The sequence below is a fragment of the Pseudoalteromonas sp. BSi20311 genome, from assembly GCF_000239875.1.
GTDB lineage: Bacteria > Pseudomonadota > Gammaproteobacteria > Enterobacterales > Alteromonadaceae > Pseudoalteromonas.
The window spans coordinates 1-25,263 of the sequence record NZ_BADU01000065.1 but is presented as its reverse complement, the minus strand read 5'-3'; the positions used below and the strand labels follow the sequence as shown (position 1 = coordinate 25,263).

General features: G+C 41.9%; 26 protein-coding genes and 1 pseudogene. 14 read left to right on the top strand and 13 right to left on the bottom strand.

Translation table 11 applies throughout. From position 1 onward, the window contains the following. Window positions 1-160 precede the first annotated feature (160 nt). Genes P20311_RS07095 through P20311_RS07080 form a run of 4 tightly spaced genes read left to right on the top strand, consistent with a single transcriptional unit; the run spans window position 161 to window position 4,028 of the window. Window positions 161-1,615, top strand: coding sequence for a HAMP domain-containing sensor histidine kinase (locus P20311_RS07095; protein ID WP_008111146.1), 1,455 nt, complete (start codon window positions 161-163; stop codon window positions 1,613-1,615). Window position 1,616: 1 nt separating this feature from the next. Continuing rightward, on the top strand, window positions 1,617-2,150 hold the full coding sequence (locus tag P20311_RS07090; RefSeq protein ID WP_008111145.1) for a hypothetical protein: 534 nt from the start codon (window positions 1,617-1,619) through the stop codon (window positions 2,148-2,150). A 2-nt stretch (window positions 2,151-2,152) separates the two neighbouring features. Next, the gene (locus P20311_RS07085; protein WP_008111143.1) at window positions 2,153-3,502 is read left to right on the top strand and encodes a sigma 54-interacting transcriptional regulator; all 1,350 of its coding nucleotides are present in this window, start codon (window positions 2,153-2,155) and stop codon (window positions 3,500-3,502) included. 25 nt (window positions 3,503-3,527) lie between these two features. Further along, window positions 3,528-4,028, top strand: a complete 501-nt coding sequence (locus P20311_RS07080; RefSeq protein WP_008111141.1) for a DUF1543 domain-containing protein — start codon at window positions 3,528-3,530, stop codon at window positions 4,026-4,028. A gap of 16 nt (window positions 4,029-4,044) precedes the next feature. Here P20311_RS07080 and P20311_RS07075 read toward each other — a convergent pair whose 3' ends face one another. Continuing rightward, the gene (locus P20311_RS07075; protein ID WP_036932905.1) at window positions 4,045-4,260 is read right to left on the bottom strand and encodes a hypothetical protein; all 216 of its coding nucleotides are present in this window, start codon (window positions 4,258-4,260) and stop codon (window positions 4,045-4,047) included. Between the two features lie 136 nt (window positions 4,261-4,396). Here P20311_RS07075 and P20311_RS07070 point away from each other — a divergent pair, with 136 nt between their 5' ends. Further along, window positions 4,397-5,635, top strand: coding sequence for a multifunctional CCA addition/repair protein (locus P20311_RS07070; protein ID WP_008111129.1), 1,239 nt, complete (start codon window positions 4,397-4,399; stop codon window positions 5,633-5,635). Window positions 5,636-5,646: 11 nt separating this feature from the next. On the opposite strand, the gene P20311_RS19115 is transcribed toward P20311_RS07070, so the two are convergent. The 3 genes from P20311_RS19115 to pdsR form a co-directional block, all read right to left on the bottom strand. Continuing rightward, window positions 5,647-5,787 (bottom strand): hypothetical protein, encoded by a 141-nt coding sequence (locus P20311_RS19115; protein WP_008111127.1) that lies wholly within the window; start codon window positions 5,785-5,787, stop codon window positions 5,647-5,649. 136 nt (window positions 5,788-5,923) lie between these two features. After that, window positions 5,924-8,059, bottom strand: coding sequence for a proteobacterial dedicated sortase system histidine kinase (gene pdsS / locus P20311_RS07065; protein WP_008111126.1), 2,136 nt, complete (start codon window positions 8,057-8,059; stop codon window positions 5,924-5,926). Further along, window positions 8,053-8,748, bottom strand: coding sequence for a proteobacterial dedicated sortase system response regulator (gene pdsR, locus P20311_RS07060; protein WP_008111124.1), 696 nt, complete (start codon window positions 8,746-8,748; stop codon window positions 8,053-8,055). Before pdsR ends, pdsS begins: the two co-directional genes overlap by 7 nt. Before the next feature lie 226 nt (window positions 8,749-8,974). On the opposite strand from pdsR, the gene pdsO reads away from it, so the two are divergent. From pdsO to P20311_RS18645, 3 genes are read left to right on the top strand one after another with little or no spacing between them, the layout of a single operon-like run. Next, window positions 8,975-9,700, top strand: a complete 726-nt coding sequence (gene pdsO, locus P20311_RS07050; protein ID WP_008111114.1) for a sortase-associated OmpA-like protein PdsO — start codon at window positions 8,975-8,977, stop codon at window positions 9,698-9,700. A 26-nt stretch (window positions 9,701-9,726) separates the two neighbouring features. Beyond that, window positions 9,727-11,727, top strand: coding sequence for a marine proteobacterial sortase target protein (locus P20311_RS07045; protein WP_008111113.1), 2,001 nt, complete (start codon window positions 9,727-9,729; stop codon window positions 11,725-11,727). Beyond that, complete coding sequence (locus P20311_RS18645) at window positions 11,724-12,329, top strand: class GN sortase (RefSeq protein ID WP_036932892.1); 606 nt, start codon at window positions 11,724-11,726, stop codon at window positions 12,327-12,329. The genes P20311_RS07045 and P20311_RS18645 overlap by 4 nt, the downstream gene beginning before the upstream one ends. Here P20311_RS18645 and P20311_RS07040 read toward each other — a convergent pair. After that, the gene (locus tag P20311_RS07040; protein ID WP_008111112.1) at window positions 12,224-13,183 is read right to left on the bottom strand and encodes a DMT family transporter; all 960 of its coding nucleotides are present in this window, start codon (window positions 13,181-13,183) and stop codon (window positions 12,224-12,226) included. The genes P20311_RS18645 and P20311_RS07040 overlap by 106 nt on opposite strands. 131 nt (window positions 13,184-13,314) lie before the next feature. Between P20311_RS07040 and proB the strand changes: the two genes are divergently transcribed. The 3 genes from proB (at window position 13,315) to gltX (ending at window position 16,419) form a co-directional block, all read left to right on the top strand. Further along, entirely contained in the window at window positions 13,315-14,418 is a 1,104-nt protein-coding gene (gene proB, locus P20311_RS07035; protein WP_008111111.1) for a glutamate 5-kinase, read from the top strand. Window positions 14,419-14,524: 106 nt separating this feature from the next. Beyond that, entirely contained in the window at window positions 14,525-14,884 is a 360-nt protein-coding gene (locus tag P20311_RS07030) for a glutathione S-transferase N-terminal domain-containing protein (RefSeq protein ID WP_008111110.1), read from the top strand. Window positions 14,885-14,934: 50 nt separating this feature from the next. Next, window positions 14,935-16,419, top strand: coding sequence for a glutamate--tRNA ligase (gltX, locus tag P20311_RS07025; protein ID WP_008111109.1), 1,485 nt, complete (start codon window positions 14,935-14,937; stop codon window positions 16,417-16,419). A gap of 57 nt (window positions 16,420-16,476) precedes the next feature. Here the strand turns inward: gltX and P20311_RS07020 are convergent, their stop codons facing one another. Next, the gene (locus P20311_RS07020) at window positions 16,477-17,328 is read right to left on the bottom strand and encodes a CPBP family intramembrane glutamic endopeptidase (RefSeq protein ID WP_008111108.1); all 852 of its coding nucleotides are present in this window, start codon (window positions 17,326-17,328) and stop codon (window positions 16,477-16,479) included. A gap of 87 nt (window positions 17,329-17,415) precedes the next feature. Next, window positions 17,416-17,811: a hypothetical protein gene (locus P20311_RS07015; RefSeq protein WP_008111107.1), complete on the bottom strand. Its 396-nt coding sequence runs from the start codon at window positions 17,809-17,811 to the stop codon at window positions 17,416-17,418. Window positions 17,812-17,967: 156 nt separating this feature from the next. On the opposite strand from P20311_RS07015, the gene P20311_RS07010 reads away from it, so the two are divergent. Beyond that, on the top strand, window positions 17,968-18,672 hold the full coding sequence (locus tag P20311_RS07010; protein ID WP_008111105.1) for a DUF3581 domain-containing protein: 705 nt from the start codon (window positions 17,968-17,970) through the stop codon (window positions 18,670-18,672). A gap of 91 nt (window positions 18,673-18,763) precedes the next feature. Further along, window positions 18,764-20,011, top strand: coding sequence for a DEAD/DEAH box helicase (locus P20311_RS07005; protein ID WP_008111103.1), 1,248 nt, complete (start codon window positions 18,764-18,766; stop codon window positions 20,009-20,011). A gap of 262 nt (window positions 20,012-20,273) precedes the next feature. Here P20311_RS07005 and P20311_RS07000 read toward each other — a convergent pair whose 3' ends face one another. From P20311_RS07000 to P20311_RS06975, 6 genes and pseudogenes are all read right to left on the bottom strand, one after another. Further along, window positions 20,274-20,729 carry a PaaI family thioesterase gene (locus P20311_RS07000; RefSeq protein ID WP_008464865.1) on the bottom strand — a complete coding sequence of 152 codons (456 nt, stop codon included), beginning with the start codon at window positions 20,727-20,729 and terminating at the stop codon, window positions 20,274-20,276. A 27-nt stretch (window positions 20,730-20,756) separates the two neighbouring features. Then, entirely contained in the window at window positions 20,757-21,032 is a 276-nt protein-coding gene (locus P20311_RS19525) for a GNAT family N-acetyltransferase (RefSeq protein WP_367318014.1), read from the bottom strand. Window positions 21,033-21,261: 229 nt separating this feature from the next. Further along, window positions 21,262-21,687: pseudogene (locus P20311_RS06990) on the bottom strand (IS5 family transposase); the annotation flags it as partial. A gap of 180 nt (window positions 21,688-21,867) precedes the next feature. Beyond that, complete coding sequence (locus tag P20311_RS06985; protein WP_008111100.1) at window positions 21,868-22,875, bottom strand: zinc-dependent alcohol dehydrogenase family protein; 1,008 nt, start codon at window positions 22,873-22,875, stop codon at window positions 21,868-21,870. A 22-nt stretch (window positions 22,876-22,897) separates the two neighbouring features. After that, window positions 22,898-23,905: a zinc-dependent alcohol dehydrogenase family protein gene (locus P20311_RS06980; protein ID WP_008111099.1), complete on the bottom strand. Its 1,008-nt coding sequence runs from the start codon at window positions 23,903-23,905 to the stop codon at window positions 22,898-22,900. 74 nt (window positions 23,906-23,979) lie between these two features. Continuing rightward, window positions 23,980-24,738, bottom strand: coding sequence for an SDR family oxidoreductase (locus P20311_RS06975; RefSeq protein WP_008111098.1), 759 nt, complete (start codon window positions 24,736-24,738; stop codon window positions 23,980-23,982). A 155-nt stretch (window positions 24,739-24,893) separates the two neighbouring features. On the opposite strand from P20311_RS06975, the gene P20311_RS06970 reads away from it, so the two are divergent. Next, window positions 24,894-25,263: LysR family transcriptional regulator (locus tag P20311_RS06970; protein WP_036984949.1), on the top strand; the 370-nt coding region annotated here is incomplete at its 3' end.

Below are 25,263 nucleotides of genomic sequence, written 5' to 3'. Positions count from 1 at the left end.
TTCTCAGTTAGGTTTTTTTATTGTTTTTAAATCAAGTGTTTAACTTGTCGCAATTTAGAGACGTTATGGCAATTTTATTCTCAAATAAGTACTTGGTTCAGCGAGTGTATAAGTTGAGCGCTTAATAATAGAGCGCTTAAAAGTAGTAAAGGATTAGTGTATGCCTGCAATCATGGCTGAAAAATATAAAGCATTGGTAAATTGGCGTCCTAATTTGATTGGCCAGTTTATAATGAGCATGCTGTTGTCACTATTGCCTTTGTCTATTGTAGTTATTGTTTTTTTAAATGTACTAAATAAACAATTAGCGGTCACGCAGCAAATTGTCAGTAATAACTACCAAGTGACTAAGTCATTTAATGCACTTAAGCAAGAGCTCAACAGTTTAGAAAGGGCAACAAGGCAAAACTGGGTTTTAAAAAGCGATTCACTCGATGAGCTTATCGTGGATAAATGGCAGTCATCGCTGGATAATATAAATGAGCTTAAACAGCTTTCTAGCAACCAAAAAAATACTCAACAATGGCAACGGTTAACAGATACGCTAAAAACAGCGCATACCAAACTGGTGGTTGAAGCTCGTCAGCAAGCAGAATTGTTTGTGCCAATTAGTGAAATACTGGCAGAGCTAACGGTATGGCTGCGCGAAAACAATGAAGCCAAAATCACTCAAAACCAAGTTAAACTGACAAATTTACAAGCCTCCTTTATACACTGGTTAGTGGCACTTACGCCTTTAACCTTACTTGTTGGCGGTGGGTTTTTATGGCGTATAAGTGGCCGTTTAAAGGGCTTAACCTCTGTTATTGATAAATTAGGCCAAGGAGATTGGCAGCAAAAAATATCAGTGCAGGGATCAGCTGAACTCATTGAACTAGGTAACAAGTTGCAGTGGGTGCAAGCGCAATTGCATATGCTAGAGCAGCAAAAAGATACGTTTTTACGCCATGTTACTCACGAATTAAAAACGCCTTTGGCCTCTATGGTTGAGGGCACTGAATTATTAGCCGATGAAATTGTTGGGCCAATTAATAATGAGCAAAAAGCGGTGCTTGGATTGATCAGTCAATCTATGGTGCGATTACGCACTATGATAGACAGTTTATTAAGTTATAACGCCATTCGAACCAGTAAAGATAATGTTAGTGAAGTGGAATTTAACCAGCTGATTAAAAAAGTAAATAATCACTTTGAACATAGGTTAAATGCCCGAGAGCAGTCGCTTCTTTGGCACAATAGCTTACCGACAGTTGCACTGAAGTTACCGCGAGAATTAATTGAAATGATTTTAATTCAGTTAATCTCTAATGGTTTAAAGTTTTCACAGTCAAACCAAGAAGTGTCAATTAGCTTAAGTTTAGAAAGTAATGGCTTAATTATACAGGTCGCTGATGAGGGCTGTGGTATTAAAGAACATGAAAAAGAGCACGTTTTTGGCGCTTTTTATCAAGGTAAACACAGTAAAGAGATTAGTCTGCAAGGCAGTGGATTAGGCCTTACCATAGTCAAAGAGTCGGTTGAGCAGTTACAGGGGAAGTTAACTATTGAGCATAATGAGCCGCAAGGTTGTCGATTTAACATTGTCATTCCCTATAAAAATAAAGGAGTTAAATAATATGTCTGCGCGTTTAATGGCTATTTTATGGCTAACCAGCAGTCTCGTTTTTTTATCTGGGTGTGAATTAACCAACACTCAAACACCAGCTAAACCTGAGTTAATAGCTCAAACTCAGCCCGATAATAAAAGCAACCAGCCCAATCCAAAGCCGCGGCCAAAAGTAGCTCTTATGTATCCGCCCGCAGCGCAAGTGATTGCATGGCATGCCCATCAGTGTGGTGGCTTTAAATTAACGCCTAACAATAAAGCTTACTTAGGGGAGCAAGCACTGAAGGCATTTTTTAATACTGCATGCGTTAACCTTAGTCGCGACCCTGATACTGTTATGAGTCAATTACTTAAGCTAGATCAGGCGTACTATTGGCCAGATGATATAAAGCACTATTTATGGCTGCAAAAACAGCAGGTATTAATGCAAATAAATGCAAAAAAACAACAGCAAGCATTAAACGCTGAAATGCAAAAAACCTTATCGTCATTAGCTGCAATTGAACAGCAACTTTTATTACGTGAAGAAACCAAGGAGCAGTAGCTATGTCAGTCACACTTCCATCAAGCGCTAAAGTTTTACTCGTTGATGACGATGCCAGCTTGCTGCAGTTACTGGCAATTCGAATTCAATCAAAAGGTTATGAAGTAACAACCTGTGATAGTGGCATGAACGCCTTACAACTACTCAAAAGCCAAGTATTTGATGCGGTGATCACCGATTTAAGAATGGATGAAATGGATGGAATGGCACTGCACCGACAATTGCAAAGCCGCTACCCAGCACTACCTGTAATTATGATGACGGCTCATGGTTCAATTCCTGATGCGGTAGAGGCGACTAAGCAAGGCATATTTGCCTTTATTACTAAGCCAGTTGATAAAGACGAGCTATTCGATAGCTTAGCAAAAGCTATAGAAATACATGGAGTGAATAATGATGATATTACTCCGCAAAGCAATATTGTTACTCGAAGTGGCGCTATGTTGCATTTGCTAGAGCAAGTTAAATTACTAGGTCCTACTCAGGTAAATGTACTTATCTCTGGTGCCAGTGGTACAGGTAAAGAACTGCTCGCACAGGCAATTCATCAGCACAGCCATGTTAATGATGGCCCGTTTGTGGCTATTAACTGTGGTGCAGTCCCTGGTGAGTTATTAGAGTCGGAGTTATTTGGTCACAAAAAAGGCGCATTTACAGGGGCGGTAAAAGATCACCAAGGCCTGTTTCAGCAAGCGCAAGGGGGGACCTTATTTTTAGATGAAATTGGGGATATGCCGCTAAATTTACAAGTTAAGTTATTACGCGTGCTGCAAGAAAAAACCATTCGCCCAGTCGGTTTTCAAGAAGAAATTCCCATTAATGTGCGAATTGTTTCAGCGACCCATAAAAACCTGCCTGAAGCTATTAGCAATCAAGAGTTTAGAGAAGATTTATATTATCGTTTAAACGTAGTAAACCTCAAACTTCCTCCGCTGCGAGAGCGCCGTGAAGATATTAGCTTATTAGCTAACTTTTTTAGCGCCAATATTGCAAAACGTATGGAACAAAAAGAAAAACGTTTTGCAAACGATGCCATGCATGCACTGGTAAGATATGATTGGCCTGGTAATATTCGTCAATTACAAAATGTGGTGGAGCAGGTGGTTGCCTTAACACCAAGTGACGTTATATCTGAACATTTAGTGCTTAGTGCGTTAAATAGCAATGAAAATAACGTTGAGCCACTTTCGCTTAACGACGCTAAAAAAGAGTTTGAGCGAGATTACGTTATCAATACCCTGAAAATGGCAGGGGGTAATGTGGCCGAAGGTGCCAAGCTTGCCAAGCGTAATCGTTCTGATTTTTATAAGCTGATTAAAAAGCATGAAATTGACGTAGATAGTTTAATTTAATTTAGTTTTAAAAAAGGAAGTGAGCATGCAGTTATTTATGGTGTATTTAGGTGGACGTATTCAAGGCTGCCACATAGAAATGCACGATGTACGTTTTGTGGTAGGCCAAAACATTGAGCAAACTTATAGCAAGCTTAAAAGTCAGTGGGTAGGCGACAAAAATAGCGTACACATGGATAGCTACATGGCGGTTAATCACATTGATGGTTATAAAGTTGAGGTAGTTGATGGTTATGTAGAGCAAAATAAGCAGCTTTATTTTGTTAACTTAGGTGCTTACAGAAGCGACTCACTAGCAGAGCAACACGACTTTGCTTTGTATGTTGCCTGCAGTAGTGAAGAAGCAAAACAGCGTGCTAAAAATGATTTACTCGCAGGGCTGAGCCATCTACATAAAGATGATTTACATGATGTTGATGATTGCTTTGCTATAGATTTACTCGATAGCCAGCTTAATATTAAACTAACCCCAAGTGGTCAAGCACAAACAATTAAACCTGACTGGTTTGGTTATCATGTATTATAGCTAAAAGTTAAGTCTTTTATTCCTGCTCTTGTTGTTCACTTTTGGCGGCCATTTTAAAAGCTACTATTACTAAGCCAAACATAGCAAATGGGATTGCAGCTAACAAATACTCAACCAAATGGCTGTCTTGAAAATTAGCCTGCAGCAAGAAATGCCCTGCAACACACATAATAATAACCACCAAAAGGATGGGCAGTAACATAAGTTCTTTTTTTGCTGAGTGGTTTTTCATTTGTTGTTTAGGTATTAAAAAATAATGCGTCATTGTAATGAGCTTAATAAAGCTTGGCAAACAACACAGATTTTTTAATGACTATTAGGTATGATTAACATCAAAGAAAACCTTAAAAGTAGTGGTTGGGGATAAAGTGCAACAAAGCTTAAAGCAAGTTTACCTAGTTGGCGGAGCAGTGCGAGATAAACTGCTAAACATACAATCAAAAGATAACGATTACGTTGTTATTGGTGAAACGCCAGAGGTTATGGAAGCGCTTGGGTTTTTACCCATTGGCAGCGATTTTCCGGTTTACTTGCACCCAAACACTAAAGAAGAATATGCACTAGGGCGTACTGAGCGTAAAAGTGGTAAAGGTTATACCGGCTTTGTGGTGGATGCGAGCCCAAACGTAACCCTTGAAGAAGACTTAGCACGCCGAGATTTAACCATAAACTCTATGGCACTTGACGAAAACGGCACTATTATTGATCCATTTAATGGTCAAGCTGATTTAAAAAATAAAATACTGCGTCACACCACCCACGCATTTGTAGAAGACCCTGTTCGGGTATTGCGTATTGCTCGCTTTTTAGCGCGTTATGGTAGCGACTGGTCTATTCATCCAAGTACTACTGCATTAATGCATGAGCTTAAAAATAAAGGCGAGCTGGAACATTTAGTGCCTGAGCGAGTTTGGCTTGAAACAGAAAAAGCGCTTGGCGAAAAACACCCCGAGCTTTATTTTCAAGCATTAGATGGGTTAGGTATTTTTCCTGAAATAGAACAGATGAAAAATACCCCGCAGCCGGCAAATCATCATCCCGAGGGCGATGTGTTTGTCCATACTATGCTAGTGCTTAGACGAGCAGCCGATTTAGGCTTCAACCTAGAAACACGTTTTGCTGCTTTAACCCATGACTTTGGTAAAGCGCTAAGCTATAAAAAACGCGGTAATTTACGCGGCCATGAACGTGAAGGGGTTGCTGTAGTTGAGGCCTTTTGTGAACGTTTAAAAGTGCCTAATCGCTTTCGTGATATAGGCGTGCTTACCAGTGATAACCATACCCTTTGTCACACGCTTGAACAGTTAAGACCGCAAACTATTCATAAATTAATCGTCACTAATTTAAATGCGCTAGTGCATCCAGAGCGTTTTATTGCTTTTACTCAAGCCTGCCAGTGTGATGCACAAGGACGAGGCGAAACGCTGGTGGATAAGCCCTATCCACAAGCCGCTAAATTACGTGCTATTCACAACGAACTACAAAAAATGGATAAAAAACAGATAGTGCAAGACGCGCTTAAAAGCGGCAAAAAAGGCCCTGAAATAGGCGAGACAGTAAAACAAGCTGAAATAGATTGCATTAAAGCGTTTTTACAGCTTAACTAATGGGGCGGGGGTTAAGCCCTTGCCTGCATCGCATGCTTTGTAGAAGCTTTTGCTCTTTTTAGAGCGCTTGCTGGTGATTGTTCATTCGCTGTATTTGGGCGATATAAATCAAGAATAAATTCTATTTCTTCACGTTCTAATAATTCGTTCATAGTTTTTCCTCCTAGAGAATAACCGTTACCTTAAGATTGAACGAATGAATTAAAAGTGAATAGTTACATTTGTGCATAACTTAAATTGTAACTGACAGACTTTACGAGCAAGCGATTTATAGCTAAACCGCTTTATTTAATTACTCAAAGGCAAGCTCACAGTAAATACCACCCCATTACCTTGCTCATTATTGTGCGCCGTTACTGTGCCTTTGTGGTAATCACACACCAGTCTTACAATATAAAGCCCTAAACCTAAATGCGGTTGTTGCTGCATTTGTTGGCTGCGCACCGATACCATAGAATCAAAAATATGTTCAGTAAGTCCCTCAGGCAATAAAGTACCTGTATTACTTACCGTTAATGTTGCTTTGCTTTCATTTTGCTTAAGGCTGACTTCAATTGCAGTGTTAGCTTCACTAAATTCCAAGGCATTATTAATTAGCTTATCGAGCAGTTGCGCTATAAATTCAGGGGCACCTTGCATCAACAGTGTGCTTTGGCAAATGTTGAGTGTAAATAACTGGTTAGGATAAGTAAGCTGGTAGCCCTGCATACAGCCACTAATTACTTTTTGTAAATCAAACTGCTCTGGCTCATTACTTTGAATACTTTGCTCAAGGCGGGTAGCCTCGCTCATGGTGGTAATTATTTTTCCTAAGCGCTCAACCCCTTCGCTGGCACGTTCAAGGTATTTTTGACTCAGTTCACTTTGCTGCAAGCTTTGTAAGTTTTCAAGAGATGAACGGACAACCGCAACCGGTGTGCGCAGCTCGTGAGATAAGCGCGACGACATATTTTCTAAATAATCGGTATAGCCACCAAGTCGGCTCACTATATTTGAAAAGCTACGCGACAGATCGCCAATTTCGTCATTGGCATCGCTGTAATTTATATGGCCCGTTACTCGTCCTTGCGCATCAATGGCTTGCTCTGCTGTATCTCGTAGTCGCCTAATACGGCTCGATATACGCGAAGCAAAAAAGAACAAAGTGACTGTGCCAATTAACATGACCGCTAAAATTACATTAAATAGCTTTTCCAGCGATTTATTACGCAGTGTACGCACGCCATTGGTGGTTTCTTCAGCTATAACTGCCCCAATAACTTTATCCTCAATCCAAATAGGATACGCGGCCGATAAAATCACCGCTTTATTGTCGGGGGTGAGTCGCCACGACGATGCGGGTTGGCCTTTGAGTGCTTTGGCTAAATGAGTGCCTTGCATTGAGGCGACATCGTGTAGGGTGTCTATAAACTCATCTTCGGGACGGGTTAAAATTTTATAGTACAAAGGATGCAAATAGGTTTGTTCAAAGCGTTGCCATGCGGTTTTTGGCGCTTGATTTTTTAGCCCATCAGCCCATACGCCATCGGCATTTTGAATACTGCCCGATTGCGCTAAAACACGGTGATGATTATCGACCACCCAAATGCGACTGCCGCTGTGGCCCATGCCTTTTAATATACGGTTTATCTCAGGGGAGGGCACCAGTACCGAGCCTAAATCATTCGGGTTATTTAAGTTCGATGTAGACATAATACTAGGGGGTTGGTTTGGTTGTTTACTATCAACATCGGCAATGGCAAATCCTAGTTTATTGCCAAGCATACTCAAAGGAAAGCGCAGCTCAAGGTTGTAACCTGTTTCAGTTTGTTTAAAGAAACCCTGAATTTTAGTAAAAGGCATTTTACTATTGGCATCAAATGCGTTGACCCAGCCATCTTGGCGCGGAGCAATAATATAAGTATTAAATTGCCCATCAGGGTTTTTTAGGCCAATTTTTATGTAATCGTTATTGGTAATGCTGAGGCTATTTTTAGCACGGTAAATTACAGTGTCATCTGTGACTTTAAATACAGCATATAAGTAATTATCAAACTTACCTACCATGTGGCTAAATGATAAGTTGTTTAGTTGATGGTTATCATTGGCTGTTTGTAAGTAGCGTTTGTCATAAAGCCAAAACAGCGATTGATAAGCGTCCCAGTCGTTGAGTTTGCCATCGAGCTGAATCGGGCTTTTTAAATTATAAGCATAGAGATCGCGACCTTTTACCACTTGATCTAAAAAGTTGGTTTGTTCGTCAAATAAAGCGGGGCGTTCGTGCAGGGCCGTTGCCAGTGCGCGTGTAGTACCTACTAGCGTTTTTTCTTGGCCTTGGCGTAAAAACTTTTCCATTTCCCATACGTACTCGTAGCCTAACCATGGCAACAAAAACAAAAAGCACGAAAGTAAAATAAATTTACTGCGTAGGCCAAATCTCAGCATGTGGGTTGCTCCCACCTGTAACCCATGCCATACACGGTATCAATGCAGTCAAACTGGCTATCGAGTGCTATAAACTTTTTACGAATGCGTTTTACATGAGAGGTAATGGTACTGTCGTCTACATAAATTTTAGCATCGCTCATTAACTCATTACGGCTTTTAACGTGGCCAGGTCGTTGGGCGAGTGAATGCAGCATCCAAAACTCAGTTACGGTTAAATCAACCAACTGTTGCTGCCAAAGCACCTGCATGCGTTGCGTGTCGAGTGTTAGTTGACCGCGAATTATTAATGCGTTGGCATCGGCGGGTTGCTCTAATGCTTCCATGCGGCGAAATAGCGCACCAATACGCGCGGCTAAATGCGCTAAGCTAATATCTTTGGTTAAGTAGTCATCGGCGCCCATGCGCAGGCCGCATACGGTGTCTATTTCGCTGTCGCGAGCGGTTAAAAAAATAATTGGTAAGGTTTTAGAAAGTGAACGCAGTGTTTGGCACAGTAAAAAGCCGCCATCTATTTCATGGCCTAAGCCAATATCAACAATGGCTAAATCGGGGAGTGCTTCTTTAAAAGCTACTTCTGCTTGAGGGCGGTTTTCATAACCACTTACCTGATAGCCTTGAGCGCTTAGCATTTCTATGTAGTTTTCGCGAATGGCAGTTTCATCTTCAACGATAGCTATTTTTTTCATTTTTTAATTACTCATATTGACTTAGGCGCACTATAGCGAAGTTTTTGCGCTAAGTACGGTTAAAAACACAATTGCCATTTTTTTGCCACAATTGCTCAGCAGTTTGCCATTTTTACTCCCCTTTATTGCCACTTCATGGTGTTTTAATACAGCTATTGAAATTACCAATACAACGCAAGTGCCAACCAATAGCTTGCCAACCATTATTAATAGTAAGGAATAGACCATGAAGAAAACATTAATCGCACTCACACTTGTTAGCACTTTTTGTACGCCAGTATTTGCTGCGGATACCCCATCAAAAGAAGCAAAAAAAGAAACAATTGTTGGCCTGAGCACCGGTGCCATTATTGGTGGTGTTGTTGGTGGGCCAATCGGCGCGTTTGTAGGCGCATTTGCTGGTGGTTTGATTGGCGATGCCAAGGTGGCTGAGCAAACCATTGCTGAGCAGCAGCAAGCTTTAACTGTAATGGCAGAGAAAACCAACGACTACCAGCACGTACTTAATCATAACAGTCACCTAGAGGCGCAACTTGAACTACTGGCGCAACAAAATGAGCAATTAACTCAATCGCAGCTTAATAATTTATTGGCGATGACGGTGCAATTTAAAACAGGCTCTAGCGATATTGCTCCACATTTTGCCAAGCAGCTTGATCAATTGGTAGCGTTATTAAAAAGCCAACCGCAACTCGCACTCGATTTAAGTGGCTTTGCCGATCAGCGCGGTGCAGAGCAAGCGAACTTATTACTTTCAAAAGCCAGAGTAAACGCCGTACAAAGTTACTTAATTAAACAGGGAGTAAGCCATACACGTTTGAGCACACAAGCGTTTGGCGAGCAACAAAGCATAGCAAACAGTAACACCCTTGAAGATAACTTTTTTGACAGGCGCGTTACTCTCACTACCCGTGCGCTTAATCAAACGACTGATCAAACAGCAAGCAATTAATCGCAAGGCGTTCGATGGAGTGATTTATGTTGAGTAAACCCACCAAAGTGCTTACCAAGGTAAGCCTTTTTATTTTTATTATTATCGTGCTTTTGGCCAGCTTTAAAAGCCATGCACAGTCGCCAAAACTATCTTTGTTTGATAGCCAAGGAGTGGCGGTTAACCCTGGGGTTATTTTAAAAAGCGATGCAAAAATGACCCTAACAGGGCTAATTAATCATGTTGTAGTAACGCAGCACTACATAAATGAAAATCCTTTTGCAGTAAATGCACGTTATGTATTTCCTTTACCCGATGAAAGCGCCGTGCAAGCAATGACTATGCGTATTGGCGAGCGAGTTATTAAAGGTAAAATAGCAAAAAAACGCCAAGCTGAAAAACAGTACCAAGCTGCCAAAAAAGCAGGCAAACAAGCTTCATTGTTGCGACAGCAGCGTGCAAATATGTTTATTACAAATGTGGCAAATGTAGGGCCAGGAGAAGAAATAGTTATAACGCTTGAGTATCAAGAGATTATTGATTACCAACACGGAACCTTTGCGATTCATTTTCCAACTACAATTACGCCACGCTATCATGCAATAACAGGGGAAGTTAACGATGATCAAGATAAGCATGCGATAAAAAACGCTAATGCACCTTCGTTCACTCCACAGGGTTGGTTAAGCCCTGTTTACACAAAACAAACCAATGAGGCGGCAAATGCCAGCGATTTAAGCTTAACAATTAACATGGATATAGGCTTAGAATTGGTTGATATAAACGCTAAGTACCATCAAGTTAATATTGAAAACCCTGCATTTGGGCAATACAGCATTGTGCTAAAACCACAGCAAGCCATAAATAGAGACTTTGTACTTGAGTTTAAGCCACTACAAATAGCGCAAGCGCAAGCTGCACTTTTTACTCAGCAAGCACAAAATGGTGAGCAGTATGCGTTAGCAATGTTAATGCCGCCAAGCGATAGTTTTACTCAATCTCAGCGTTTACCGCGTGAAATGGTGTTTGTAGTTGATACTTCGGGATCTATGCATGGGCAGTCTATTGAACAAGCTAAAAAAGCGCTGTTTTACGCATTATCATTATTAGATAGTGATGATAGCTTCAATATTGTCAGTTTTAATAATGAGGTTGCAGCTATGAGTGAAACCCCATTAATTGCCAGTGACTTTAATTTACGTCGCGCAGAGCGTTTTATTTATAACTTACAAGCCGATGGCGGAACTGAAATAAAAGGCGCACTTGATGCAGTACTCGATGGGATGCAATTTGAAGGGTTTGTACGCCAAGTTGTATTTTTAACCGATGGTAGCGTAAGTAACGAAGATCAATTATTTAAACATATTGCGCACACCTTAGGTGATAGCCGTTTATTTACTGTGGGCATTGGTAGTGCGCCTAACCGTTATTTTATGCGTCGTGCCGCTGATATAGGCAAGGGAACTTACACCTTTATAAGCAGTGCTCATGATGTGCAGCCGAAAATGCAGCAGTTGTTTGATAAACTTGCTCACCCGGCTATGACTAATTTGGCGTTGACAAATACAAATGGAGACAGCTTAGATTTTTGGCCCTCACCTTTGCCTGACCTATATTTTGCTGAGCCCATTATGGTGGCCATTAAATTAGATAATACCGATGCAATTACTTTTACGGGGCAAACGGCGCATGGGGAGTTTAAGGTTAAGCTTAATCCGCAAGCAAGTTCAAAGGCCACTGGAATTGATAAGCTTTGGGCACGTCAAAAAATAAAGTCGTTATTGTTATACAACCAACAAAGTGTTGTAAAACAGCAAGTGCAGCAGCTCGCGCTTGAGCATCAATTACTTAGCCTATTTACTGCGTTTATTGCTATAGAAGAGACGACCATAAAAGAAGTTGCTAAACAAAGCACACAAGTGGCTAATGCTATGCCACAAGGAATGACCATGCGCTTGCCGCAAACTGATGGGCAAAGCAAAGTGCATATTGTGTTTGGAGTATTATTGCTTCTAGGTGGTCTTTTGTTAGTGAGGCGCTGTAAATGAAAAAGTGGCTAAGCATAGGTTTACTAGCCTTGGGGCTGAGCTTGTTTGGCCATGGTGTATACATGCAGGCAAAGGCGTGGCTTGCACAAGTGTTAATAGAGCAAGCTTGGCAAACGACCCTTAAATCGCCCAATAAAAAAATTAAGCCGTGGTTTTATGCTGATAGTTACCCAGTGGCACAAATAATATGGCCAAAGCATAATAAACGACTAACCGTGCTCGATGGCGCAAGTGGTAGAAATTTAGCGTTTGCGCCCAGTCATTTTTTAGCTGCGGGGGAATTAGGTGGGGCTGATGTTGGTAATTCGCAAGGAGCACTTATTGCTGGCCACAACGATACCCACTTTGCGTTTTTAAAAAACGCTAAAGTGGGGGAGCAATTTTCTCTACAACTTAAAAATGGCAAAGTGCAGCATTATTCAGTAACACACGTTGAGGTGATTAATCAGTACAACACCGATTTTTTGCATCAAGCAGGGCTGTATTTACTGACCTGTTACCCTTTTGATTCGCTGGCCTCGGGTACCGATTTAAGATGGTTAGTGTCGGCTGAAATATCCTCACCCGAGGTAGCGTTAGGAATATCGACCACTAGTTCTTGATGGCGTTGGCTTATCATTACGCCTATAAACACCACAAATATGCTGATCCACTGGCCAAGTGTCAGTACTTCGTTAAGAATAATGGCTGACAAAATTAAAGTGAAAATTGGGATTAAATTAGAATAAGCTGCTGCGGTTAACACCGACACTTTACTAATCGCGTAGTTGTACATGCCGTACCCACCCAAAGTAACACAAGAGCCTAAGTACAAAATGCTCATTAGTGCGGTTAAATCGTGTTGGTTTTCGCTTGGTAGGTCAATAAATAATAAAAACGGAGCAAAAAACAAACTACCACTCACGCCTTGCAGAGCAATTAATGTGAGAGGGGAATAGCGGTTAGCTAAATGTTTTATACACACGGTATAAAATGCCGCGCACACCATGGCCATTAATTCTAAAAAATTCCCCAGTAATGGGTTTGGGGCTTGGCTTGAGCTGGGTGAGAGCAAGGTCAATAAAATACTGCCGCCAATACACAGCGTAAAACCCACCACAATAGCTTTACTAATATGCTCTTTGAGCATGAAAAACGCTAAAAATGCCACAATAATAGGTAAGCAAGACACAATAACCCCCGCCTGAGAGGCTGAGGTGTACTCCATTGCGTGGCCTTCAAATAAAAAGTACAAGCAAGGCTCTGCCAGCGACATACCTAATAAATACTTCCAATCGCCTTTTAAATATTCAAAGCGAATTACGTAACGCCATAAACATAACGAAATCAGTAAAGTGGTGAGCATACGTAAAAATATCACCAAGGCAGGGTCATAAATCGCAATCGCATATTTAAGTGCAATAAAGGAGCTACCCCACAAAAAGGTGGCAATAATTAAACATAAACTGGCAGGCATAAGGTGTAATTTAATCGGTTGAATATAGTGCGATCCTAGCATGCAGAGGGGGTGATTGAATATTTTTTACTTGTTCAAAAATACCGAACTGGTATAAATAAATGCATCATTTATTGCGCTAAGTAAAAAACATGCAAAGGGATCAGGTCGTAGTTGTAAAGCTAGGTACAAGCGTACTCACTGGCGGTACCGATAAGTTAGACAAAGCACATATGGTGGAACTTGTTCGCCAATGCAGTGAGCTAAAAAAGCAAGGTCATCACGTTATTTTAGTATCAAGCGGTGCGGTTGCCGCAGGTCGCGAACAGCTATTAAAACCCTGTGGGCGCACATTAATAGACAAACAAATGTTGGCCGCCATTGGACAGGGGCAACTCATTCATATTTGGCAAAGTTTATTTGCGTTGTATGGTGTTAACGTGGGGCAAATGCTACTAACGCGCGCGGATGTTGACGACAGAGAGCGTTATTTAAATGCCCGCGATACCCTCAATGCCTTATTAAATTATGATGTAGTGCCGATCATTAATGAAAACGACGCGGTTGCTACTAGCGAAATAAAAGTAGGTGACAACGATAACTTGTCGGCATTAGTGGCTATTTTAGCCAATGCCGACAAATTACTGCTACTGACCGACCAACAAGGGTTATTTACCAGCGATCCGCGCACCGACATTAACGCCACCTTGATTGACGAAGTGACTCATATTAATGATGAGTTACGCCAACTTGCGGGTGGCAGCGGTACAAATCTAGGCACAGGGGGTATGGCAACCAAACTACAGGCAGCAGATATTGCCAGAAGAGCTGGAGTTGAGGTGATTATTGCCAAAGGCGCTGATGAAAACGTGATTTTAAAATGCATGAGCGAGCAACTGCCAGGCACCCGTTTTTTAAAACTTACCGCCCCTAAAGATGGCCGAAAAAAATGGTTATTAGCAGGGCCTAAAAGTAGCGGCCAAATTTTAATTGATGCCGGTGCCGTGCATGCATTGCAATCTAAGGGGGCTAGTTTACTTGCTAAAGGCATTACGCGCGCCATTGGTGAGTTTGAACGTGGAGATTTAATTAACTTAATTGATGTAAACCAGCAAATTATTGCACGGGGGTTAACTCGCTTTAGTCATCTTGAAATCGATAAAATAAAAGGCGCACACTCTAATCAAATCAGCCATTTACTTGATTACGATAGCGGCGTGGAAGTGCTACACAGAGATGATATGGTGGTGTTGTAATTAAGCACTTTTTTAACGATATAGCGCAACGTATAATCCGCTTATAGTGTTGCGCTTTTTTGTGTTAAAATCTTGCACCTTAAATTTGTTGTAAAGAGTATTGAAGATGAAATTAGTTCGCTGGGTTTTAGGTTGTATCATCTTATTTTTTAATTTTGTTTTTACGCCGCGTAGCAAAAAACGTGATCCGCAAGAGCAAACTAAGCTTGATCAGCAAACCGCACAATTTAAGCTCTATCAATTCAAAGCATGCCCTTTTTGTGTAAAAGTGCGCCGTTCAATTAAGCGTGAAGGCTTAAAAATTGAAACACGCGATGCAAAAAATGATGAGCAATACCGCCAAGAGCTATTAGAGCAAGGCGGAAAAGTTAAAGTACCTTGTTTACGTATTGAGCAAGATGGCCAAGTAAAATGGCTTTATGAATCAAACGATATTATTGCTTACTTAAACAAAGTAGCCGCTTAAAATATTTATTGGTATTTCATACCATCTCACTTATTAAAAGAGACATTACCATGACAATTCGTACCCGTGTTGCTCCGTCGCCAACTGGTGACCCGCATCTTGGCACCGCTTACATTGCCTTATTTAACTACTGTTTTGCTAAACAGCAAGGCGGTGAATTTGTACTTCGTATTGAAGATACTGACCAAGTTCGCAGCACACCAGAATCTGAACAAGCCATCATGGATAGCTTACGCTGGTTAGGCCTTGAGTGGGATCATGGTCCTGATGTAGGTGGTGAGTTTGGTCCATACCGTCAATCTGAGCGCAGTGATTTATATAAAAAATACGCTCATCAGTTAGTTGAAGACGGCAAAGCATTCTACTGTTTCGCAACCAGCGAAGAGCTGGACCAAATGCGTGAAGAGCAAATGGCCGAAGGTCTGCGTCCTAAATACGATGGTCGTGGCTTAAACCATACAGAAGACGAAATTAAAGCAAACCTAGCTGCTGGTAAACCGTACGTTATACGTATGAAAATCCCAAGCGAAGGTACCTTTAAGTTTAACGATTACCTACGCGACGAAATTGAGATCCCGTGGGAAAACGTAGACATGCAAGTGCTATTAAAAGCGGATGGTTTTCCAACGTACTTTTTAGCTAACGTGGTGGATGATCACCATATGCAAATTAGCCATATTTTCCGTGGTGAAGAGTGGATAAACTCAGCGCCTAAGTTATTAAAACTATATGAAGATTTTGGTTGGGAAGCACCGGTACTAGGTCACTTACCATTACTGCGTAATCCAGATAAATCAAAACTGTCTAAGCGTAAAAACCCAACGTCTATTAATTACTATAAAGAAATGGGTTACTTACCAGAAGCGGTACTTAACTACTTAGGCCGTATGGGTTGGTCAATGCCTGATGAGCGTGAAAAGTTCACCCTTAATGAGATGATTGAGCACTTTGACATGAAGCGTGTATCGCTAGGTGGCCCAGTATTCGACGTAGACAAGTTAAGCTGGTTAAACGGTATGTGGATCCGTGAAAACTTAACTGATGCAGAGCTAATGCAGCGTTTTGTTGACTGGAAATTTAATGGCGACATGCTGGCTAAAGTATTACCAGAAGCTAAAACGCGTATAAATACACTCTCTGACATGGTTGATTTAGCAGGGCACTTTGTAGGCGGCATCCCGACTTACGATCCTGCGCTATTAACAGCCGGTAAAGCTGACGAAGATGTTATTCGCCAAGCATTACAATTTTTTGTATGGCAGCTAGAAGGCTTACGTAGCTTTGAAAAACCAGCTATTTTTGCAATTGCAAAAGAAGTAGCCACCTTCCACGAGCTTAAAATTAAAGATTTTTTAGAGCCTATATTTGTGGCTATTACCGGCAAAACATCATCTACCTCGGTATTAGATGCAATGGAAATTTTAGGATCTGACCTATCGCGTGCACGTTTACGTGTTGCGCTTGCCCATTTAGGTATTTCTAAAAAGCAGGCTAAAAAAATAGAGCGCGCATACCGCGATTACCCAAGTGCGTAATCGCGTATATAGATTCAAAAGCCGCTTTATTTAAGCGGCTTTTTTGTACCCGTAGTTTTAAGATGGAGTTGCCAGCATAGGGTAAGTAAATAAGAAAAAATGAAACACGTTAACGAGCCAATGACATAAAATGGCCCATTCTAATCGGCTTGTTTTGTAGTAAATATAGCCATAACCAAATCCTGCAACGGCCGTCACAAGCATATAATGAGTACCCGCTGAAAAGTGTGCCAGTGAAAATACACAAGTACTGACAGCCGGTGCCAGTAATGCAAATCTGCTCGGGGTTATTAGTTTTGAAAGCTTAGTTTGTATCACCCCCCTAAATAATGCCTCTTCTGCAACGCAGGTAAAAAGTAGGTTGATAGCTATAAATAGTAACCAAAATTCAGGTACTTTTGGCGCAAATTCAACAAGGTTTAACGTTAAAGCAGTTATAAGCGCCGCTAAAATAGTGATAATTATGATTAAAGCAGGGTAGCCGATAGTCACTGGCTTTGCCGTTTTATTTTTTTCAAAAAAATAAGCGCTCAGCATTAAACCCGCAAATGCTTTATCAAAATTAGCATACAGGGTAAATGCAATTGCGTTACTGGTGACTTGTTCATTAACAACGATAGGCAGGTTATTAAACCCCGCAAACCAATGTAAGGCTAACCCGAGTGAGGCTGTTATAAATAAAGACGTTAGAACATTACGTTTTAACGCTGAGGTTGCCAATAACGTAAAGTGAAACAATCCCACATAAACAGCTATAACAGCAACTGCGTTTAAATTTATATATTGTTGATAATAGGCAGTAATAACACTTAGCAGTAATAAGTATTGCCATAATGGTTGGCGAAATACAGTGAGTTTACACTGCGGGAAAACACATAAAATAGCGGCAGCTAAAAAGTAAAAAGTCATTGGCAAATACAGCTTGTTGTTTGATAGAGGAAATGAGAGAAAACGAATTACATAGCGTTATAGTCTCAATTAGATAATTTTGAGCTATTAATAATTATAGGCTTGTCCGGTACAAATAACGGCTAAATCACAATTGTAGCGGGATACTGATTGGCACTGCTCTAGTGTAAATGCATTGCCACCTAAATAAAGCACATTGTTTTTAAGGGATTCTATAGCTTGTGATTTCAAACGGTTATAGCTAATTGAGGATGTTCGCGTATCATCTGAAACATCGCAGCTTTCGCCTTTTATTCCACCAAGGGGGCTTGCACCTCTATCGAGAGCGTCCTGAACACTGTAAAACTGCTCTAGGCCACGTTTTTTAATGTGGCTTGAAACGTGTTCTGATAAAACCTCGTCGTCGATATTGGTTGTGTAAGTAACGTTATTACAGCCAGTTAAAAATGAAACCGCGCATATTAATAAAGAAAAATACTTCATTAGTTAATCCCTTAAACTCGTATTTGCCTAATTTACTTAGTTAATTAGCGAGTTGCAAATTATCATTTTTCGCCTTTATTAAACAGATTCGACCTCTCAAGATTTTTTTTCTGGTAGTATAGCTAGGTTATAAGCAGTTTAAGCAGTGAACACACTATGTTAAGTCCTTACTATCAGCAGCATGCTGATTATGTTTCAATTTCTCGTGAGCAAGGTTGTCGCTTTGCTAAATGTGTAGCCGACGACTACAACCCGCTTCATGATAAAGACGCTAAAAAGTTTTGCGCACCAGGAGACTTACTTTTTTCTTTAGTGTTAGACCGCTATGGCATTAGTGAGCGAATGGAGTTTACCTTTGCCGGTATGGTTGATGAAAACACCAAGCTAAATTTTCCAGAACAACCTGGAGAAGAGTTTGATGTAAACCATGGTGAAAAAGTAATTTTAAAGGTTAAACGCGACGGTAAAACCAGTAAATGCCCAACACTTACAAACAGTTTAATAAAAAATTATGTTGAGTTCTCAGGTGCTGCGTTCCCGCATGTAATTATTCCTTTAATGGGCAAGCAAGAGGTAATGATAAATCCTGCGCGGCCTATGATTATTTATGAATCAATGATAATTAATCTTAATAACATTGATATTAAATCACCGACCCTTGAGTTTGCAGAGCCAAGCTTTGAATACGCTGGTAAACGCGGCAAAATAACCTTGCGCTTTAATTTATTAGAAAACGGCGAAAAGGTGGGTTTTGGTGAAAAACACATGGTGGTATCGGGTATTCGTGAATACTGTCAAAGCACCGTAGATGATTTAATTGCATTTTATAATGAACGTAAAGCCACATTAAAACCGGTTTAAATACTTCATTTTACTTAGGCGCTATTTAGCGCCTTTTTTATTACTTAAGCTCAGGTATAATAGCGTTCTTTGTTATTTTAAAGCCAAGCTTATGTCTGCCACATCGTTCTCATCACTCGCCCTAGACCCGTTACTATTAACGGCAATAGAGCAAAATAATTACACTACGCCTACCGCCATTCAGCACAAAACGATACCGCCAATTTTAGCGGGCAAAGACGTGATGGGCAGCGCTCAAACTGGCACCGGTAAAACAGCCGCTTTTGTTTTGCCGCTATTACATAAGCTTTTAAACAGCTCTAAAAAAGACGAACCAGGCATTGCTCGTGTGGTTATTTTAACGCCCACCCGTGAACTTGCTCAGCAAGTATTTGCAAGCTTTGAAAAGTATGCTCTTGGTAGTGATATTCAGGGTGCACTTGCCTATGGTGGCGCAAGCATTGGCCCACAAATCAAAGCACTTAAAACAGCGCAAGTAATAGTGGCAACGCCAGGGCGCTTACTTGATCACATAGTGAAGGGCAGTGTGGTGCTTTCAAGTGTTGATTCGTTAGTATTTGATGAAGCAGACCGTATGCTTGATATGGGTTTTATTGACGAAATTAAACGAATACTGCGTCATATCCCAGGCGATCGTCAAACCTTACTGTTTTCCGCCACCTTTGATGACAGTGTATTTGAGCTGAGTAAAAAATTGCTCAAAGACCCTGAACTTATTGAAGTTGATAAGCGCAACTCTGCTGCTGTAGAGGTTGAACAAGTTATTTACGCAGTAGATGAAGACAGAAAGCGCGAACTGGTATCGCACATGATTGGCATGAAAAACTGGCGCCAAGTGCTTATATTCACCCGCACTAAACAAATGGCCGATAAGCTTGCCAAAGAAATGTGTAAAGATGGTTTAAAAACCGAATCTATTCATGGTGATAAATCGCAAGGAGCTCGCGACCGAGCTCTTCATAACTTCAAAGAAGGCAGTACGCGTGTATTAGTGGCCACCGATGTAGCGGCGCGCGGTTTAGACATACCGGCACTTAAATACGTAATTAACTTTGAATTGCCATACATAGCTGAAGATTATGTGCATCGTATTGGCCGTACAGGACGAGCTGGCGAGCAAGGCCTTGCTATGTCGCTAGTGAGTTTAGATGAGCAATGGCTGCTTGAAGAAATTGAAGTACTGCTTGATACGCGTTTAGCCCCACAATGGCTTGAAGGCTATGAACCCGACTTAAATAAGCCGCCTAAAGATAACCGCAAAAACACCAACAAAGCGCGTAAAGATCGCGATAAAAAACGTATTACAGGCCAAAGAGCGCCGAATAGAAGACGTAAATAAAAGCTTAGGACTTCATTTAATAGGCAGCTAAGAGCGATTAGCGGACGTTGGACATAACTTTTGCGCAAGTCCGCTTCAGACAAGGGGCGAACGTTCTACGCCCAAAGCAGCGACAGCGTTAGCTGTCCGACTGACTTTGTTTGTTAGCCTCGAATTGCTGCAATGCCTCCGCTGCAGGCCTGAAGTAGGCGTTTATATAAGATGGCAATTGGTAACCACTAATCTTCCCCTCAAATAACTGCCTTTTTTCTTTTAAACGGAGTCAAGCTTTCAGAGAGTTAATTGTTTTAATATTCTCACTTCGTTTCGATGTATAGGGCGGTATAGAGTATGTACCCACAACATGTGCTACTAAATCACTCACCCCCTCAGAGTACAGAGAAACCTCCCCAACCACGAGAGTACGGCCGACTTTTATCAGAGAACATTCCGCAATGATTCGCTCATTTGCCGATGGCTTACGTAAGAAGTTGATGTTAAGGCTAGTTGTTACTGCCAATGGCACGATGCCAATTTTACCAAGTATCGCCACATAAAGTGCCACATCAGCCACACTCATTAAAACAGGCCCCGAAACCGTTCCGCCAGGACGTAATTCATCCTGACCTACATGATGAGATACAGTCGCTCTACCGTTGCTCACTGCTTCCACAACGCATTTACTTTGTGGAAACTCCGATTTCATGAAAGCGATAACTTCTTCTTTTGTAGCTGTCATTGAGACTCCTTAAATATTTATTCACATTTATATGCACCTGGTGAAGCGTTGCTCCAAGACTTCTATACCCCATTTTGAGCCTAGTTTCTCTTCCACCAATGCAAAGCCCTGACTTTCGTAAAGATATCGAGCTGCATTAAGCCCTGAGAAAGTCCATAAGTTGATTTGGACGAAACCCTGAGCATCGGCAAAAGCTAATGCAGAATTGAGAAGCTGTTTACCTAGTCCGAAACCTCTCAAAGAGTCGTCCGCAATGAACCATCGTAAATGTGCTCGATTATGACCAAGATCTTCACCATCAATGGCAACAGATGGATTTTATCGTCCCGTTTGATCGTCCAAATCTCATTGCTTGGGTTATCTAGCCTTCCAATAAATTCCGCCATGCTACTCGCCACTGAACATGCAAATTCCCGACCAAAATCAGCCACTGTCGTGTAATAATGGGGATGCATCTCCGTAACACGTGCAATCAACCGGCTTTGTTGCGGAATTCAACTTGAGAGCGAATACTAGCAAAATCGTTTGTATTTTAAACGATATACTGAGTTTCGGGCATACCTATCCCTGTTAGCTTGTTGAGTGCTTTGATCATGGCGTATGTCTCCCCAACTTGTGCATTGTAATTTCGAAGCGTGAGTGAAGCGCCTAGTAGTTGTTTTGCGCGATACTTAGCGGTCTCCGACAATGAACGCCTGTGGTAACCATATTTTCGTTTCCACTTTTTGTTCGAACCATAGAGCTTTTGGCAACCAACCGCCAGATTACGTGGATGACCTTTTTCCCAGAAGGCGGCTCCTTCACGTGGAGGGATTAGAGGTATCGCTTTCTTAACCCTAATCGCCCTGTGGCACTCCCTTGTATCGTATGCGCCATCTCTCGAAATTTCCTTGATGGATCGGCGTGTTTGTTTGAGTAAATTTGGGAGTACTTCCGCATCTGTCACGCCTGAAATATTGTACTTGCGCCAGTTAGTGGTTTTGTAGCGAGGCTTCGGCATGTAATCAAAGTCAGTGAATGAATGTCCCTGATCTGATCGTAAGATTCTGATTTAGTTCATTCGATTTCCGCAACAAAGCCCACGCTAATTATTATCAGTCACTGACTGAGTTGAGAGACTAGCGGAAGCCACGAACTGTTAATCAAGTTCGACCACTATTTTACCAATCTGCTGATTTGACTCCAGATAGTGGTGCGCTGCCACTATCTCTTCAAATTTAAAGCTTCGATCAATGACAGGCTTGAGTGTTCCTTCGGATAAACCCGAGTGGATAAATTGCTTTGCTCTGCGAAAGCGCTCGATGTCTTTTACAACTTCAGTAAACACATACCCCCTAACTGTCAGACTTTTACGAAGTGCTATTTTTAAGGGAAAAGGAGTTGTTTCGGGACTTAATGCTCCGTGTACTATTATTGTTCCTTCAGGGCTCATTGCTTCAGCAATTTCAGTTATCTGCGGCCCACAGACAGCATCAAATGCGATTTTTAAATTGTTTTCTCCCAAGATGCTTCTCAAGCTATCCAGCAGCGGCTCTTCTTGAGTTGCAATCACATGGGCCGCGCCTGCCATGAGCACAGCAGCCTTTTTAGCTCGTGTTTGAGTTGTAGCGATAGGGATACCCCCTAGAGAATTCACAATTTGAATCGCAGCCAATCCAACACTGCTCGATGCGGCGGTTATCAGTACTGCATCGCCTTTTTGCACGTTAGCAATTTCGACCAAAGCGCCATAAGCTGTCAGGTACTGCATCCAAGCTGCTGCGCCATCAGCAAAGGTTAGCCCTGCTGGTTTGAGTGCCACATATTCACTTGGTACGACAATCTCTTCTGCGTAGCAGCCATTCTGAGAAAGCCCCATCTGAGGGACAATACAAACCTCTTCTCCAAGGCGTAAATGATTTACCTCTTCCCCGACTTCAATGACTATCCCGGATGCTTCATAGCCGATTCGCGAAGGGAAGGCAGCCTTTTCTATATAGCGGCCTCGCCTAAACATGGCATCAGCACGATTGAGCCCAACAACTTTGACCGCAATACGTACATCAGTGGCCTGCAAACTTGGACTCGCCAGCGAGTCAATAGTTAATACCTCGGGACCACCTAATTCATGGAAACGAACAGTTCGAATTAGTTTTCTTGGGCTCATATGCATCCTCAATAATGACTTTTTAAGCAATTACATCAATAACGACTTTACCCATGGACCCCAACTCTACGGCATTATGTGCATCCATTGCCGTGTCTAGGGAAAAGCGTAACGGATCGAGTAGTGGCTTAATTTGCCCAGCTTCAACAAGAGCCGTAATTTGCCGCAGAATGTCACCATGATGTTTGCGTCCCTCTCCGCTGAGCTGTGGGTGTAACACAAAAATCCCTGACAATGTTGCAGAACGTATTGACGACGGTGCGAGGTTATGTGAGCTGAATGCAGCACAGCTTAAAATATGGCCGTAATGTGCAATGATACCTAATGAGGCATCGAGTGCAGAGCCACCGACAGTGTCGTAAATGATATCGAATCCTTTGCCTTGGGTGTATGCGTCCATGTAGTCAGCAGGGCTTGCAGTGTGATAATCAATTGGCGTGGCACCAAGCGCCTTGAGCAGCTGTTGTTTTCCAGTCGATGCAGTGGCATAAACGTCGGCACCTAAAGCCTTAGCAATTTGCACGGCTAAATGCCCAACTCCGCCAGCTCCACCTTGGATAAGGATTTTCTGGCCCGCTTTAACATTCGCCTTGTCAACCAAACCTTCCCAAGCAGTAAGTGCAACCAGAGGTAAAGCCGCAGCTTCACGCATGGACAATTTTTTCGGTTTGAGAGCAAGTAACTCAGCATCTACGTTGGCATATTCAGCCAATGATCCTTGCAATCCTCGCACTCCGCCAGTCAGACCATAAACTTCATCGCCTACTGAAAAGTCGGTGACGCCGTCGCCGATAGCAACAATTTCTCCAGCTAAATCGGTGCCAAGTACTGCGGGTAATTCCGGCATGGCATAAGGAGCGATACCTTGGCGGATCTTGTAATCAATAGGATTGACTCCACTTGCAAATATTTTTACTTGCACCTGACCTGCTGATGGAGAGGGTAAGTTAATCAGGGCATCCCGGAATACTGTACCCTCTTCATAGCTATCTAATACCAAAGCACGCATTTGTCTGTTTAACGTTGTCATCAATAACCTCACAAACTGAATATTCAGCGGGTGGTTAAATCACCCGCTGGTTAATCGGTCTTTTATTAAACGAATTAAAACTCTTGAACAGTTGGGCGCAGAACAATCTCGTTGATATCCACATCCGCAGGCTGCTCAATTGCGTATGCGATAGCACGAGCAACAGATTCAGATGGAATTTCATTTTGCTGATAAAAATCTTTTACAAAGGCTGCACCCTGAGTATCTGAACTTCCATGTTTTAATTCAGATTCGATTGCCCCCGGTGAAATGATTGTTGAACGAATTTTACCCCCAACTTCATGGCGTAAGCCTTCGGCAATAGCGCGAACAGCGAATTTGGTTCCGCTGTAAACCGTGCCGCCGGGACTGAATACTTTGATACCCGCTACGGAAGAAATATTGATAAAGTGGCCTGTTCCCTGAGCCTGAAAGATCGGAAGCGCTGCGGCTACTCCATACAGCAGACCTTTAACGTTGATGTCAATCATGCGATCCCATTCGTCAACTCGAGTCTCAGCTAACGGTGCAATCGCCATTAACCCTGCATTATTGATAACCACATCAACTTTACCGAAGCGCTCTTGTGCAAGATTTACAAGGGCCTTCACTTCGTCCTGGCTAGTCACATCTGTCGCTTGAACCGCAACTTTTCCACCCGCTGTGCGTATGTCAGCAGCAATAGCTTCAAGCTTGTCGATGCGTCGGGCACCCAAAACAACAGATGCGCCAAGACTGGCTAAATGTCTTGCTGTGGTCTCGCCTAAACCGCTGCTACCACCAGTGATAACAACGACCTTACCGCTGATGTTGTTTGCTAAAACACTACTCATAGTTAATATCCTCAAATCAGTTGAATGACGTTGTCTAAATAACAAGCAAAGTATCTCTTACCTTCAAAAATCAATAAATGGAAATATTTTAATTTCACAATTCCATATTTTGGAATAATATTTATGTATTCATTTCAAACCTGAATGTGACTGTGATGCTTAACAGATTGGAAATGCTCCGGATATTTTGTACTGCTGCTGAGTCTAGCAGCTTTAAAGAAGCGGCTAACCGTCTGGGAATTTCTCCTCAGGCAGTGACGCGAGCAGTGAAGGAGTTAGAGCGATTGCAAGGGGAGCTTTTATTTCATCGAAATACTCGACACATACAAGTGACCCTAGTTGGAGAAAAATTTGCTTTGATAGCAAAAGAACGCCTGCGCGCTGTAGATGAATTGTTTCAAACAAGCGCCCCTAACTCGGGTAATGAATTACAAGGGCGTGTTCGTATCGCAGCGCCTGTTGGTTTTGGTCATAAGTGCTTAATGCCAGTGTTACTGGAACTTTCAACAATACATCCTCAACTGG